Origin of the sequence: Streptomyces sp. NPDC058653 (assembly GCF_042716895.1) — a bacterium.
In the GTDB taxonomy this organism is placed as follows: domain Bacteria; phylum Actinomycetota; class Actinomycetes; order Streptomycetales; family Streptomycetaceae; genus Streptomyces.
Map to the genome: position 1 here is coordinate 239782 of NZ_JBHXRM010000001.1, position 14327 is coordinate 254108.

11 protein-coding genes are annotated in these 14327 nt (G+C 70.5%); 2 read left to right on the forward strand and 9 right to left on the reverse strand.

Going from position 1 to position 14327, the window contains the following annotated elements; translation table 11 throughout:
- Positions 1–276 precede the first annotated feature (276 nt).
- Positions 277–1080 (reverse strand): class I SAM-dependent methyltransferase, encoded by an 804-nt coding sequence (locus tag ACFWU9_RS01065; RefSeq protein ID WP_384313583.1) that lies wholly within the window; start codon positions 1078–1080, stop codon positions 277–279.
- A 435-nt stretch (positions 1081–1515) separates the two neighbouring features.
- On the opposite strand from ACFWU9_RS01065, the gene ACFWU9_RS01070 reads away from it, so the two are divergent.
- On the forward strand, positions 1516–1743 hold the full coding sequence (locus ACFWU9_RS01070) for a DUF5133 domain-containing protein (protein WP_384313585.1): 228 nt from the start codon (positions 1516–1518) through the stop codon (positions 1741–1743).
- Between the two features lie 257 nt (positions 1744–2000).
- Here ACFWU9_RS01070 and ACFWU9_RS01075 read toward each other — a convergent pair whose 3' ends face one another.
- From ACFWU9_RS01075 to ACFWU9_RS01110, 8 genes are all read right to left on the reverse strand, one after another.
- The gene (locus ACFWU9_RS01075) at positions 2001–2423 is read right to left on the reverse strand and encodes a hypothetical protein (protein WP_384313586.1); all 423 of its coding nucleotides are present in this window, start codon (positions 2421–2423) and stop codon (positions 2001–2003) included.
- Positions 2424–2868: 445 nt separating this feature from the next.
- Positions 2869–3576 (reverse strand): class F sortase, encoded by a 708-nt coding sequence (locus tag ACFWU9_RS01080; protein WP_384313588.1) that lies wholly within the window; start codon positions 3574–3576, stop codon positions 2869–2871.
- Entirely contained in the window at positions 3573–5261 is a 1689-nt protein-coding gene (locus ACFWU9_RS01085; RefSeq protein ID WP_384313590.1) for a DUF4331 domain-containing protein, read from the reverse strand. The genes ACFWU9_RS01080 and ACFWU9_RS01085 overlap by 4 nt, the downstream gene beginning before the upstream one ends.
- Before the next feature lie 203 nt (positions 5262–5464).
- Entirely contained in the window at positions 5465–5989 is a 525-nt protein-coding gene (locus ACFWU9_RS01090; protein ID WP_384313592.1) for a hypothetical protein, read from the reverse strand.
- A gap of 107 nt (positions 5990–6096) precedes the next feature.
- A complete protein-coding gene (locus ACFWU9_RS01095; protein WP_384313593.1) occupies positions 6097–7317 on the reverse strand; it encodes a hypothetical protein in 1221 nt (406 codons plus the stop codon).
- Positions 7318–7493: 176 nt separating this feature from the next.
- The gene (locus tag ACFWU9_RS01100) at positions 7494–9098 is read right to left on the reverse strand and encodes a nickel transporter (RefSeq protein ID WP_384313594.1); all 1605 of its coding nucleotides are present in this window, start codon (positions 9096–9098) and stop codon (positions 7494–7496) included.
- Positions 9095–10456 (reverse strand): tetratricopeptide repeat protein, encoded by a 1362-nt coding sequence (locus tag ACFWU9_RS01105; RefSeq protein WP_384313596.1) that lies wholly within the window; start codon positions 10454–10456, stop codon positions 9095–9097. The genes ACFWU9_RS01100 and ACFWU9_RS01105 overlap by 4 nt, the downstream gene beginning before the upstream one ends.
- A 216-nt stretch (positions 10457–10672) precedes the next feature.
- A complete protein-coding gene (locus ACFWU9_RS01110) occupies positions 10673–12256 on the reverse strand; it encodes a DUF4331 domain-containing protein (RefSeq protein WP_384313598.1) in 1584 nt (527 codons plus the stop codon).
- Positions 12257–13196: 940 nt separating this feature from the next.
- On the opposite strand from ACFWU9_RS01110, the gene ACFWU9_RS01115 reads away from it, so the two are divergent.
- Complete coding sequence (locus ACFWU9_RS01115; protein ID WP_384313600.1) at positions 13197–14039, forward strand: hypothetical protein; 843 nt, start codon at positions 13197–13199, stop codon at positions 14037–14039.
- The last annotated feature ends 288 nt before the right edge of the window (positions 14040–14327 follow it).

A 14327-nucleotide genomic window follows, 5' to 3' on the forward strand; every position in this document is an offset into this window, starting at 1 on the left:
CCCGGTGTGGACGCTCACGTAATTCCTCATGTGGAGGTTCACGTAGTTCCCCAGCCGCTGACGCGATCCGACGATGAGGCGGTCCGTGTCAGTCCCACCAGAGCAAGACGAGAAGCTGCCGTTGGGATGCACCTCGGTAGAACGCGCAGGGCATTGAAGCGCCCAGCACGTATTTCTTCGAGCCACCGACGATCTTGTCTGTCGCCGTTGCCGATCAAGGAGGCGGCCTCTGCTTCGTCTGCCGGCAGGTCAGCAACGACAATGACGAAAAGCGGATCAGCGCGCCGGCTCAGACGTGCCTCGCGCCTGGTCGCGGCTGGCGACCACCAGGTATCCGTCGCTCTCGGGGTCGAAGGTGGTGGACTGCAACGTAAGCCCGACGCTCCGCAACTGCGCCACGAGGTCCTCGTACCGGTAGGGCCAGATGGACAACCGCTCCGAGCAGGCTCGCACTGCCCCATCCGGCTCGATCTGTGCGACCACGATCTCGAGGAAGTGTTCCTGCTCCCAGCGCTGCTCGATCTGCCAGTAGTAGCTGACGACCGCATCGCGGTCGTTGCGGCGGATGAGTCGATCGCGGACGTCTACCCGTGAGCCGGCGGAGCGCACGAGCTCCCAGTTGCGTGAGTGGAGCACAAGGCGTCCGCCCGGATTCAGCAGCCGCGACATCGCTTCCAGTGCGGTCAGGCGCCCGGCTGCGCCCTCGGCGTGCCCGAGCGAATTGCCGACGCAGAACACCAGATCGAACGTGGAGTCCTCCAGGTGGTCGGGCAGCTCGTCCCAGCTCGCGCGGAGGGCTCGAAGCGAGACACCCTGCTCGTCGGCGACCTTCTCGGTCCGGCGAACCATCCCATCGCTGGCGTCCGCGGCGACCACGTCAAGGCCAAGACTCGCGAGACCGACGGCGAGCTGGCCGGTTCCGCACGCGCAGTCGAGGACGCGCGCGTTGGGCGGCAGAGAGCCCACGACATCGCTGTAGTAAACCGCGGCTGCCTTGGCGGGGGTCACCCTGTCGTCCCCGATCAGCCACTCGTATACGTCGGAAAGCGACCCATAACCAGCCACCGCGATAACCTCCATCACTCGACGACACGCGGGCTGGACCGCCCTGCGATTCGGACCTTGCGCCTCGCACCGTGCCGGGCCGTGTCAGCGAAGCATTGAGCGGGACCCAACCACTTCCGGCCGCTGAGACTCCACCGGATTTCGTGGGAATCCGCGATACCCGCACCGGCGCAGGCCCCCACTCCACCGGCGCCCCATCGGCAAGGCTTCGGGCATGGCAGCGAAGCGCCGGGCGTCCTCGTCCGCGACAGCCTCCTGGAGAACCGAAGCGGTCCACGTGTCGCAGGTCACATCGAGGGAGAAGTATCGGGTGCCTTTCCACGGGCACCAGGCCCTGAGCCATGGGCGGCCGTGCAGGCAGTCCCACTGGCACGGTTCCATCGCCGCACGCACTCGCCTGTCCACTTGTCGCGCGCAGACGCGACCCCTCGCAGATCGAGGAGCCCCACAGTGTTGCTGGCCCACCCCGCGATTCTCCGCAAGACGGTCGAGGAGTACGAAGCGCAGCTGGTACTGAACGCTTCCGGCGGCATCCCCGGTGCCCGGCGCCGGTTGGATGATCTCGCCTACACCCTGTGTGTCTCGACAGGCACGCGTGACATCGAGTCGGCGATGGACGTGGCACGTGTTCGGCTGGCCGAGGCGGATGCAGCGGCCACCTCGCTCCAGCCCGGATGACGACGGACGCGGAGCCGCCTCAGCCCGGTTGGGCGGATGGCCTGACGCAACGGCAGGCGGCCATCGGCCGCGCTGAACGAGGCCCTGCTGAGCGGCCTCACGCTGCGCGCGCTCGGCATCCTTGTCCGCCTGAGGGCCGATCTCGCGGCGGATGAGGATGCCGTACAGGGCGCGCTGGTCAAGGCGGTCCGACTCCCCGCGGCTGCGGTATGCCAAGGGGGGTCGGCTCGTTTTCCACGTCTGTGCCGCCCTGAGGTTCAGGTGCAGGACTTCTCCTGCTGGCGGCATGGGGAGTGCGCCGACGACGACGGCGTCCTTTCGGGCAGCGTGCTCGTCCCGTGGCGCCTGAGCCTGGGAGGCTTCGGCCGGCGGGCGGTCGGGGCGCGGATCCTGTCGGTGAATCCCGGGTCGGGAAGGGGCAGGTCGAGGTCTTCGTCGACGTATCCCACGGCGACGGGCACGTAGTCGAGGAGGGCTCGGAGGGCGGTCGGCCACTCGGCGCTGACGTCGCGCCCGGCTTTCCTCAGCGCGTTGATGAGCCGCAGCGTCGTGGGCAGGATGCTGAAGTCGGTGAGCGCCGCCTGGTCGGGCACGGCGGTGATGACGACGGGTACGTCGGGCGCGGCCGTGCCGGGGTCGTGAACGGGCGCTCCGACCGTGCTCGCCAGCGGGACCCGCAACAGCGTCGGCGAGGCAACAGTTTCCCTCTCTCAAGAGTTGCCGGAACATGGCAGTTTCAGGGGTGACCCCAGCCCTGTCGCATCTCGCCGAGGGCAAGTCGTCTCACCGAACTCAAGTGCCGGATGCTTCCGAGAAGTCGGAGATTGGCGGTGGGCTGCTTGCGCCCACTCAGCACCCACGAGGATCCAGACTGCCTCGGGCCCGGAACCTCGCGGGTTGTGACATCCCTATATGTGGGGTGGGGGGCGCGGCACAGGCTGGCCAGGGACAGGGCGACCTCTACGCCGCGGGTGGTCCTGGATCTCCGTGAGGCAAGTGAATTGCGGAAGCGCAGTTCGGATTCGGGCGCAAGCGCCGCCGTATAGCGCTGACCGTTGATCGACGGTCTTGCATGGTGGGCTGTTTCGGGGTCTGCTCCGGTGCTGCGCGCGACACCGTGCGTACTCAGTGGGCCTGGCTCGGCATCGCGTAGACGACCAGGTTGTCGCGGTATTCGCCACGTTCGCGGTCGTACGTGCCGCCGCAGGTGATCAGCCGCAGGCCGGGCGGACCGGTGGTCGCGTAGACCTGGCTGTCGGGAAGGGCGTCCTTCTCGTACTGCCGCAGGGCCTGGACCGTGTATATCGCGTCGCTGCCGTCCTCGCGGCGCAGGGTGATCCTGTCGCCTGGGCGCAGTGAGGACAGTGCGTGGAAAGCGCCCGGTCCGGTGGCCGAGTCGACGTGGCCGACGATCACCACCGCACCGGGGTCGCCGGGCCGTGGGCCGTCGCTCCACCAGCCCACCCGGGCGGGGTCCTTGGGGACGCCGAGGCGGCCGTCCTGCTGCACCCGCAGTCCGAGGAGGCTCTGGTCGAGTCCGATGGCGGGTATGCGTATGCGGGCCGGGGGTGAGGTGGGTGTACGGCTTGCGGAGGGGGCGGCGGCCTCGTCCGGGCCCGAGTTGACGGGCAGGATGCCGATCTCCGTCCGCGCGGGAGTCGGCTCAGGCGTGGATATCAGCGCGGAGATCCCGACGCAGGCCAGTGCTATACCGGCGAAGGCCGTTCCGGCGGCGGCTGTTCGGCGCCTCGCAGGGCGGAATCCCCGGCCGTGGCGCGGTCGCCCGCCCCGCCAGGAGCAGGGCGGGCGACCGGAGAAGAGCGGGCTGGTCATACCCGCTCGGCGCGCCGTCGGCGCAGGGCCATGACACCGGCGCAGGCGAGCAGGGCGCCGCCGCCCACGGCCGCGACGGGGCCGACGGGGAAGCCGCCGCCGAAGGCGTTGCCGCCGAGGCCCGCGCCGACGCCGCCGTCGGGGTGGAGGGCGTCGGCCTGGTTGACGGCCGCGGTGTTGGGCAGTGCCACGTATGGGAAGGAGTCACCGGGCTCGCGGTAGGGGGTGTCGACCTTGTCTCCGGCGGCCAGCGCGGGCACGATCTTGCCGGTCTGGGCGGCGCCTTCGAGGGCCTGGAGTTCGATGTCGACGACATCGTCGTTGAGCCGGCGGCCGTTGGGGAAGCCGGCCAGGTCCTGGCCGAGGACGCCTAGCCGGTTGGGCTTGGCGGCGGGCGGGACGGACATGTTCAGCCGCAGTTCCTCGGCGGGCACGATCGCCGCCTTGTCCGCGTCCTTGTTGAGCTGCTGCGCGTTGAGGTCGGCCTTGATGGGGCCGCACGCCTTGCAGATACCGGTGAGGAAGATTTCGACCAGGTCGTTGCGCGGAGTGGCGGGGGCGGGGATCCCGTAGATGCTCTTGACGAGCTTGGGGACGATCGGGTCCTTCACCGCGTTCACGACCGGGGTGACGGAGGCGTCCTTGTCGGGGCTGAGCGCGTTGAAGGCGTCCTTGTACTTCAGCGGCACGACGACCTCGTTGACCAGCGGGTTGCCCAGGCGCGAGACCTGGCGCCACCCACCCTCACCACCCTTGTCGGGTGCGGCGCCGGCGTCCTGTGCCTTGCCGTTCGCAGTCGCTGGGTCCACGTCCGCGGCGTTCTCGCCGCCTTTGCTGCCGGTGACGTCGGTTCCCTTGCGGTCGGTCGTGGACCATACGCCGATCACGGGGTTACGGGTGGCGTCGCCCTTCAGGGCCACGGACTTCTTCGGCACCTGGATGGCGATGGTGTTCACGTTGTACCCGGCGAGTGTGTTGTGGCCCGTCTCGGAGAGGTTGCCGCCGTACAGGAGGTCGAAGATCCGCAGGTCCAGGAAGAAGGGGTCGGACGCCTGGCCGGCCATCGTCTGGCCGCCGTCCGGCAACTGCTTCACGGCCTGCTCGCGAAGTGACGCGTAGCCGGGCATCGACGCCTTGCCCACGTTCGAGGGGGCTGCGGGAGCGTCGTCGAGGAGCGTCTTGCGGTTGCCGGTGCTGTCGGTGACCGTCAGGTCGTACGTCTGGCGGAAGTTCAGGGTCGGGTCGTCCAGGTTCTTGACGACGCCGGTGTTGTAGAGGAACTGGTCCGCCGAGTCACGGATGTGGTCCGTGAACTCCCACGTGTAGGTCGTGTCGGGCTTGCCGTCGCCGTCCGCGTCGATCTTGATGTTGTAGCGCGCGTCGTTGGCGAACGGGTAGAAGTTCGGTCCGCCGTTGGGCTCCTGGAACGGGATCCAGTTCGCCACCAGGGTGACGGTGTCGGGCTTGTCCGGGCTGGTGAAGGCGTACACATCGGTGTTGTCGGCCTTCGGATCGCCTGCCGTCATCGGCGCCTCGCGGTGGCTGGAGGCCGAACTCGTTGCGGGCGCGAGGCCGGTGACGGCCGCTGCGCCGATCAGCGTGAGGGTGCCGACCGAGGCGAGGGTGCGTTCGGCCCGGCGGGACGCCGGCTTTCGTCTGGGCAGGTGGAAGGAGCGCATGATCATCCGATCGGGTGAGAGCCGCGTGTCCCGGTGTCCGGGGGCTGCGCGGCTGAAGTTGCGGGGCTCCGGGTGGCACTCGGGCCCAAGAGGAGCCCTTCCCGAGGATGACTTCACAGCAAAAGCCCCAGAGTGTGACGTTTGAGCTAGTCACAGGGCACCACGCGTGCGGGGGCCTCGCAACGAATCTGCGGCCGAACGGGGCGGTCTCAGGCGCGGTGGAGTTGCCCGGCCGTCACGTCGGCGAGTTGGCCGAGGGAGGCGTCCGCGCTGTCGTTCGAGGAGGCCAGATGCGCGGCGACGGCCGGGTCCGTACGGGCCAGGAAGGCGAGGTGCCGGACGGCGTGTGCGACGACGTGGTGCACCTTCAGATCCGGTGGGGTGGGGTGGCCGGGCCTCGGAGATCGGGCGATGGCCCCCGGGTCGGGAAGTGGGGTGCCGGGCTGGTCGGGCACCGGGTCCGGATGGACGAGGTAAGTAAGGACGATCTGGCCCTCGTCGGTCGCGCGCCAGCTGGTGGAGTGTACGAGATGGCGCTCATCGTCCTCCCTCAGCAACGCGAGGTCCCGCGCGATGTCGTCGGGACGGTCCCGGCCGCCCAGCGCCGTCAGCAGCCGGCGGTAGGCGAACCCCTCGGCCGGGTCGTGCCGCAGCAGCAGAGCTTCGACGAGGACCGGCGGCGGCGCGTCGCAGACGACCGGTTTGAGGGGGTGGGTGTCTGGGGTGGGCGTCATCGTGCGACGGCTCCTGGATCGTCGGACGGGTCCTGGTCTCGGTCCCTGCGGCGACGTTATTGCACATGATGTGCAACTGCATGTCGAGCGGAAGCGAGCGGTCCATCTCACTCGCGTGACGCGGGCGCGTCCTCCTCGGTACGCCGCCACTCGCTGCCGGACGGTGTGTCGTGGATATGCACCCTGCCGGCGGCGAGGGCGTCGCGTAGCCGGTCGGCCACGTCGTACGCGCCGCTCGTGCGCAATTGTCCGCGCAGGTCGAGCAGCGGAGGCACGATGTGCTCCAGGGTGGCTTGGGGTTCGTCCATGCCGCGCTGGGCGTGCGGTACGCACTGGCGGATCATGCCGCGTAGTACGGTACGGGCCCATTCGCCGCCCTGGTCCTCCTCCATGTCCGCGCCCCAAGCCGCGATCACCGCTTCCAGGTCGAGGACGGCCGCCACCATCCTCTCGGCGTCGCGTGCGGCGAGGGCGCTGTCGAAGCGCGCCTCCGCCGCAGCGACGGCCTCCTGGAGCGTGGGTGGACTGTCGGTGGCGGGGGCGGCACCCGGGGAGTCGCCGGCACGGGGCGCGGGGACCGTGACCGTTGCCCTCCGTTCACCGCCCACCAGATCGCGCAATTCGTCCAGGGTGAGAGTGGTGCCCGCGCCGACCGGGACGCTGACGCCGCGTCGGCGTACGGTCAGCACGCCCCGCCCCCACACACGTGCCGTCGCCGCGTCGAGGTCGATGAGGAGCGCGGTGTGCTCGTCAATGCCCAGGACGGCACTTTCATCGGGCAGTTCGCGTTCGAGAGCGGCCAAGCGGGGTTCGCCGAGGTAGCAGAAGCGGGTGTCGTGCGTGCCGCCCTCGGCGTTGTCGTAGTGGGGGATCACCGCTACCCGCAGGCCGAGCGCCCCCATGAGGTCGAGCCCGTCGAGCCACACCGGTGGGTGCCCGGCCTTGTACACCTCGTACACCGGCAGCGCCGCGAAGCCGACCGTGCACGCGGCGGCGGAGGCCATCACCGTGACTCCATGGGCGCGGTGCACCCGCTCGCGCAGGATCTCTCCGACGCGCTGGGTGTGCCAGCGGCCCAGGGCGTACGACGGGCTGCCGGGGCCGGAGAACACCCAGCCGGCGCGCCGCAGTCGATCACGTACACCGTCCGAGTCCGCGTCCGTGTCGGGCGCCACCGCCGTGGTCAGTCCGACGCTCCGGCGGAAGTACTCGCGTGCGCCGGCGGAGATCGCGTCCCGGTTGATCTGGAAGCCGTACGGCGTCTCCAGGATCACCGCGTCCGACTCGTGGCCGAGGCCGGCGGCCAGCTCCTGGTGCAGCGTCACCATGGTAGGGCTTGTCTCGCCCGACCCCATCAAGGCCAGAATTCCCCCTGCAGCACCCATGCCGACCCCACCCCGCCCGTCAGGTCCCGCGCGCGCCGGACCGCGCGCGGGACCCGTATCTGTACCCATGGGACATCCAGCCCATACCGCCCCTGCCCATCAGGCTCGACCGATACGGGTCACCAGGGGCCGGTGGCCGCACGCAGGGTCAGCCCGATGCCGACCAGCAGGACGAGCGTGGAGGTCGCCACCGGGCCCCAGCGGGCCAGTTTCCCGAGCCTTTTCGAGCGGATGGCCGCAGCGGCGCGCGTGCTGCGCTTGACTCGGTCGCGCAGGCGGACCAGCAGCAGTCCGGCCAGGGTGAGTGTGCCGGCCATGCCGAGTCCGTAGCCAAGAACCAGCAGCACCCCGAAGGCGGTACGGCCCAGGGCGACGGCACCGAGGAGGACGACGAGAGCCGAGGGGCTCGGGACGAGACCGCCCGCGATGCCCATGCCGATGAGCCCACCACGGGTCGCGGTGGCCGGATGGGTGTGGTCGTGGGTGTGCGGCTGGGTCCGGACGGGGGTGAGTACGGCGACGGCGGACGGCCCGTCATCGGCGCCCGGCTCCGGATGCGGATGCGGATGGTCGTGGCCGTGGTCATGCCCGTTCGGACCGTGATGGTGATGCCCGTGCCGTCCGTGCCCGTGATGATGATGCCCGTGCATGGGTCCGCCCCGTACGGCGGAGCGCAGCAGCCACAGCCCGATCCCGGTCACCAGCAGTCCGCTGGCCAGCCCGAGCCACGTCAATACGGTCTCCCCGGCTAGCGTGGTGGCGACCGGCAGCAGAAACCCGAGGGCGAGCACCCCGGCGGTGTGGGTGAGCGTGACGGTCACGCCGACCGTCACCGCGTCGCGCGGAGTACCGCGGCGGCCCGCGAGATAGGCGGCCATGATGGTCTTGCCGTGGCCAGGCATGGCCGCGTGCGAGGCGCCGAGAACAACGGCCAGGAGCAGCGCCAACAGCCCGACCGGCAGGGTCAGTTCGCGCGTACCGACGAGTGAGTCGAAGGTGCCGGACACCCTGTCCAGCGCGGCGATGACGGGCCCGGGGACCCAGTCCGCACCGGGCAGCCCGGCGGTCCCCGTCACACCCCCGCCCGACCCGCCCGGTTCCGTACGCAGATCGGCGGACCGCTGGTTGAGCGGCGACGCCAGCGGGTCGGTCGGATAGCGCCGCAGTTCGTCGGTGGCCGACGCGGCGGGCACGCCGCTGGTCTTCAGCGTGACGCCGCTGCCCCGCGCGGTGATCTCCTGCCACCCGATCCGGCGGCTGTCGTAGGCGGTGCGTACGGTGACCTCCGCCGGTCGTCGCAGATCCGTCGGCGCGGTGAGCGCGCAGCGGAGCCGACTCGTGCGGAGCCCGGCCTCGCCGGGGTGGTAGGTGAAGTCGCTGTCCCGGACGGTGAAGTCGAGCGCCATACCTCCGTTCTTGACCCCGAGGCCGTGGGCGGCGCTCGCACAGGCCGTACGCGAGTACTCCCGTGCCTCGGCGGCGTTCACGGCTCCGCTGCCGTCCTGGTCGACTCCTGGCAGCTCCTGCGCGGCGGCGATCTCGGCGCGGTCGACCACGAGAACGGCGTCGATGCGGTCCTGGTGGAGTGTGAGGCCGGTGTGGTGGTTGACGGTGAAGTTGCCGAGCGGGTGCGCGGAGGCGGCGGGCGCGGTCGCGCCCCCGGTGACGGCAGCGGCGGTCAGCAGCAGCCCGGCCGCGAGGACGCGGCGCGATGTGTGGTTCATGAGGCGGCGTCGATTCGGTCGCGAGCAGCGCGGGCGAGCGGGGAGTGCAGCGGGTGGAAGTGCGGGTCGATGGCCAGCGCCTGGTCGAGATCCCTCCGCGCCCCCTCGGTGTCTCCGAGTTCGGCACGGATCATCGCGCGGTGGTAGTGGTGGAGCGCGCTGCGCGTCCCGACCGCCAGGGACCTGTCCGCGTGTGGAAGGGCTTCCGCGTCCCGCCCCGCACGGTGCAGCGCCCAGGCGTAGGCGTCCTGTACGGCGATGAACGGCCGCGCCCGCACGGCGGTGCGCCCCATCGTGACGGCCTGCCCGGCGTCGCCGTGGTCGGCCTCGAAGAGGATCGCGTCCGTGTCGGCCGGGGCGTTCCCGGCCCGGCGCACCTGCTCCTGCGCGCGCAGGATGCCGTACTGGGCGCCGGCCTCGGCGTCCCGGCCCAGGGACTGCTGGAGTTCGCCGAGACCGAGGACGTACTGCGGCAGCGGAACGACCGCGACGGCCGCCGTGTAGTCGGCCACCGCCTGCCTGTCGTGGCCGAGCGCGGCGTGCGCGCGGGCACGCGCCTCCAGCAGCGGCGCGTCGCCGGGAGCCGCCTTCAGCCCGCTCTCCGCTTCCCGCAGCGCGGCTTCCGGGTCGCCCGAGTCCTTGGCTAGCGTGGCGAGATGGAGCCGCGCGAAGGCCTGGTCGGACGGCGACGAGGCGTCGTCGAGCGCGCGCCGCATGAGCGCGCGGGCCTGCGGGATATCGCCGCGCAGCTCCCAGGTGTAGGAGGCGCGGGCGAGCGAGGAGGTGTCGGGCCGCAGGTCGGTCATGCGCTGTACGGCGCGGTACGACTCCTCATACCTCCCGAGCTGGGTGTATGCGTCGGCGAGCACCCCCTGTGCGGCGGCGTTGGACGGGTTGGTTGCCGCGGCCCTGCGGCCCCAGGCCAGGGCGGTCGCGAAATCGTGACGGGCGGCGGCGAGCGCGCCCATGCCGGTCTCCGCTTGGTAGTTGTCACGCGGCTGGACCTTCAGAGACCTGTTGAGCGCGGACTCGGCCTTGGCGTAGATCTCGGGGTCGGCGGTGGTGCGGCCCTGCTGGACGTACGCCATGCCCAACCGCGCCCAGCCGATGTGGTTGTTCGGCAGCCTGCGCAGGTCCGCCTGGAGCGCGGGGATCGAGCCGCGAGGTGAACCGGCGGCAGGCCGCTCGTCCTTGGCGGTGCCGGGATCCCGGCCGAACGGCGAAAGGCCGATCGTGCCCGCGACGAACAGCGCGGCCCCCAGGACCACGGTGACGGCGGCGGTGCGCATCTTTCTGCGGCCGGGAGGACGGGAGTTCGGGTCGGCGGCCGGATCGGCGGTGCCGGTCTGCTGGGGCACGGTCCTCCTCGCGGAGCGCGTACATGAGTCGGGGTGGCGCCGAGAGGGGTCTCAGCGCCCGGGTCACGGATGTCGGCCGGACGGAGGCGGGGTCCCCGTCCGGCCGGGGGAGACCGGTGGTCGGCCGGTCGGGCCGTGGCCAGGCGGTGCCTGGTCGCGTCACGGCGACGGCATGGAGTACGGCGCGACGTCGCTCGACGAGCGGTGCGGTGCCGGTCAGCCCGCGTGGGTGTTCCTGCGGCGCCACAGGCGGAATCCGCCGGTGCCGAGCAGGAGCGCGCCCACGCCGCCGATGGCTACGGCGTTGGTGGGGTCGAGCGCGGTGGACGCCTGGCCGGCTTCGGCGGCGCGGTTGTTGCTCCTGCCGCCCGACTTGCTGGTGCTCGGGAGCGCCAGGTACGGGAAGGTCTTCCCGAAACGGACGTCGTTTGTGTCGACCTTGTCGCCTGCGGCCAGCGCGGGAACGAGCTTCCCGGTCTGCGCGGCGCCCTCGACGGCCTGGAGGGAGATGTCGATCACGTCATCGGTGAGGCGGCGTCCGTTGGGGAAGCCGGCCAGGTCACCGGCGAGCACGCCGAGGCGCTGCGGCCTCTTGGCGGGCGCGATGCCCATGTTCAGGCGCAGTTCCTCGGCGGGGAAGATCTGCCTGGGGTCGGCGTCCTTGTTGAGCCGGTGCGCGTTCAGATCGGCCTTGATCGGCCCGCACGCCTTGCAGATACCGGTCAGGTAGATCTCGGCGAGGTCGTTGCGCGGGGTGGCGGGGGCGGGGATTCCGTAGATCTTCTGGATCAGCTTCGGCAGGATCGGGTCATAGACCTTGTCCACCACGGGCTGCACGGTGCGGTCCTGGTCCGGGGAGATCGAGTTGAAGGCGTCCTTGTACTTGAGCGGTACGACGACCTCGTTGACCAGCGGGTTGCCCAGGCGCGAGACCTGCCGGAGGCTGTCGCTGGTCTTCTTCCTGTCACCCATGACGTCCGCGCCCTCGCGGTCCGTGGTTGACCACACGCCGACGACGGGGTTACGGGTGGCATTACCGCGCAGCGCAAGGAACTTCTTCGGCACCTGAAGGGCGACCGAGTTGACGTTGTATCTGGCGAGGGTGTCCTGGCCGCGCTCGCTGAGGTTACCGCCGTACAGCAGGTCGAAGACCCGCAGATCGGCGAAGAACGGGTCCTCCGCCTGGCCCGCGAACGCCTTCGCGCCGCCGGGCACCTGGCGGACGGCCTGGGCGCGCAGGGCGCCGTAGTTGGGCATTGATGCCCTGCCGACGCGGGACGGCGCGACGGGGGCGTTGTGCAGCAGTGTGCGGGTGCTTCCGCCCTCGGTGACGGTCAGGTCGTAGGTCTGGCGGAAGTTCAAGTTCGGGTCGTCGATCCTGCGGACCGGGCCGGTGTTGTACAGGAACTGGTTCTCCGCGTCGCGCACCTGGTTGCGGAAGCGCCAGGTGTACGTGACGTCGGCGGCGCCGTCACCGGTGTTGTCGATCTTGACGTTGTACCGGGCGTCGTCCGCGAACGCGTAGAAGTTCGGCCCGCCGTTGGGCTCCTGGAACGGGATCCAGTTCGCGACCAGGGTCACCGTGCCGGAGCGGTCCGGGCTCGTGAACGCGTACACGTCCGTGTTGTCGGCCCGCGGGTCACCGGCGGTCATCGGCGCCTCACGGTGACTGGACGCGGCACTGATACCAGGCGCCAGGGTCAGCACGGCCAGCCCGGTGGCGAGCGCGCCGGCGCCCAGCACGACCAGGGAGTGATCGAGCGTGCGCCGTGAACGCAGCCGTGCAGAAGTGGTCTTCAAAGGTGTTCCTCTCATCTGCGAACCCGTCTCCCGGGGGTGCGGCGGAGCCGCACGACAGGGAGGGAGATTCAGCCGGAAGCCGTGGTCTCCCGGTCCAGCGCCCGGACGGCTTCCATGAAGGCAGAGGGTCAGAATGCCTTCGCCGGCAGGGAACACCGGGCACCGGGAGCCCGGCACGCAGAAAGCAGACAAGCATGAGGAAAGGCAATGAATCACCCATTGCTTCTGTCTCTGACGGTCCGGTGCGTGGAACACCGACGCGAAACCGCAGGTGGCAAGCCGTTGATGCCAGCCTCTGAACCAGCGAAGAACGAACCGCGACACGCGCCGACGCGTTAGGCCGATCGATGCCGAAGACCCTGCGCGGTCCCCGCTTGGCCGCTGTCGGCCGATCAACAGGTAACCACGCGTACCGAATTGATGGCGTTGCTGAAATCAGCAGGCGGCGGGGAACTCCTCCGCGTTTCCGTATAGGTGGCCAGGTCAGCGCTGAAATGAGGAGGCTGGACGGCACCCAGGATCGGACCGACGGGCCGACGGGGCCGCAACCCGCCGGCAACAGACCCTCTGATGAGGCCGGCCTCGCCCTCGGAGCGCGCGTGCGCCGGGTCTGCGCCGAACTCCCGGGCTCGGCTCATGGGAGGTATTCCGCTGCTGCGTGTCTCAGAGACAGGACCGCTCCTCACCCCCGGCGGCTGTCCGCAGCGGGCTTTCTCCGGCTGATGCCGATCGGCCCGGCCCGGCGTCCGAGAGAGGCAAGCGGCCGGGTGACGACCTCCTCACCGGTGCGGCCCCGCGCCGCTTGCGTCATGTCCCCGTGGAAGCTTCGGACGAGACCAATCCGCCGGGCGCAGGCCGCCGAATAGAAGGGCACAGCAGTCCGACTGCCGGAACGCGGCGCCGGCGGAAGCCGGTGGCCGCCCGAAGGAGATGCATCTCAGTGACAGCCCAGCGCACAGCCCGACTCACGGCCCTTATGGCCCTGCCCGCCGCACTCACGCTCCTGGCGGCCACGCCGTCCATCGCCGACAGCGGGCACAGCGAACACGGCGGGCAGGGCAGCAGTACGGCGTCCCAGGGCAAGGCCGGTGAGACGTACCAGATAGACCTGGCGCCGCTGAACGGCTCCGCCGCCACCGGTGCGGCTCTGGTGAGCGTGGAGAACCGGAAGCTGACAGTGAAGATCGAGGTTTCCGGCCTCGTCCCCGGCCAGCCCCACGCACAGCACATCCACGGCTCCACCGACGGGCACGACTTCCGCTGCCCGGACGCGAGCGCGGACAAGGACGGCGACGGCATCGTCACCACCGCCGAGGGCCTGCCGATGTACGGCGACATCAACATCTCCCTTACGACGAAGGGCGACACGTCCAAGGACAGCGGCCTCGCCGTGGACCGGATGCCCATCGCCGACAAGGACGGCAAGCTCACGTACTCCCGCACCATCGACGTCTCGCAGGATGTCCAGGACCACATCAAGGACCTGCACGTCGTACAGCACGGCATCGACGTCAACGGCGACAAGAAGTACGACTTCGGGGCCGGAAAGAGCGAACTCGATCCCAAGCTCCCCCAGGAAGCCACCGCACCCGCCAACTGCGGCATGGTCAAGGGCGCGGCTGTCGGCTCCATGCCCGTCGGAGGCGTCGAGACCGGCACCGCCTCATCCTCCGGTGCCCAGGCTCCAGGCATGATCGCGGGCGGCACCGCGGCAGTACTCACTGCGGGCGGACTCTTCGCCGTCCGGCGCCGTGCCCGGACCGCCGCCGACCGGCGCGGCTGAGCCATGGCGAGCGGCGGAGACGACAGCACCGCCGGCGGAGACAGCCGCAGCGGCGCCGGAGCGACAAGGGTGGAGGACCCGGACAGCGCGGGGAGTTCGGACGCGTACCGCCGGTGCCTTCGCACGGTATTCGCTGTGGCCATTCCGGTCCTGCTTGTCGTCGGCGGGCTGCTGCTGGCCCTGGGAATGGGCCAGCAGCACCCCCCCCCCCCCCGGGGCGGCGCCCCCCCCCCACGGCCGGTCCGCGACGGCGACGGCCAGCCACGGCGCACTGCGCAGCCCGGAGCC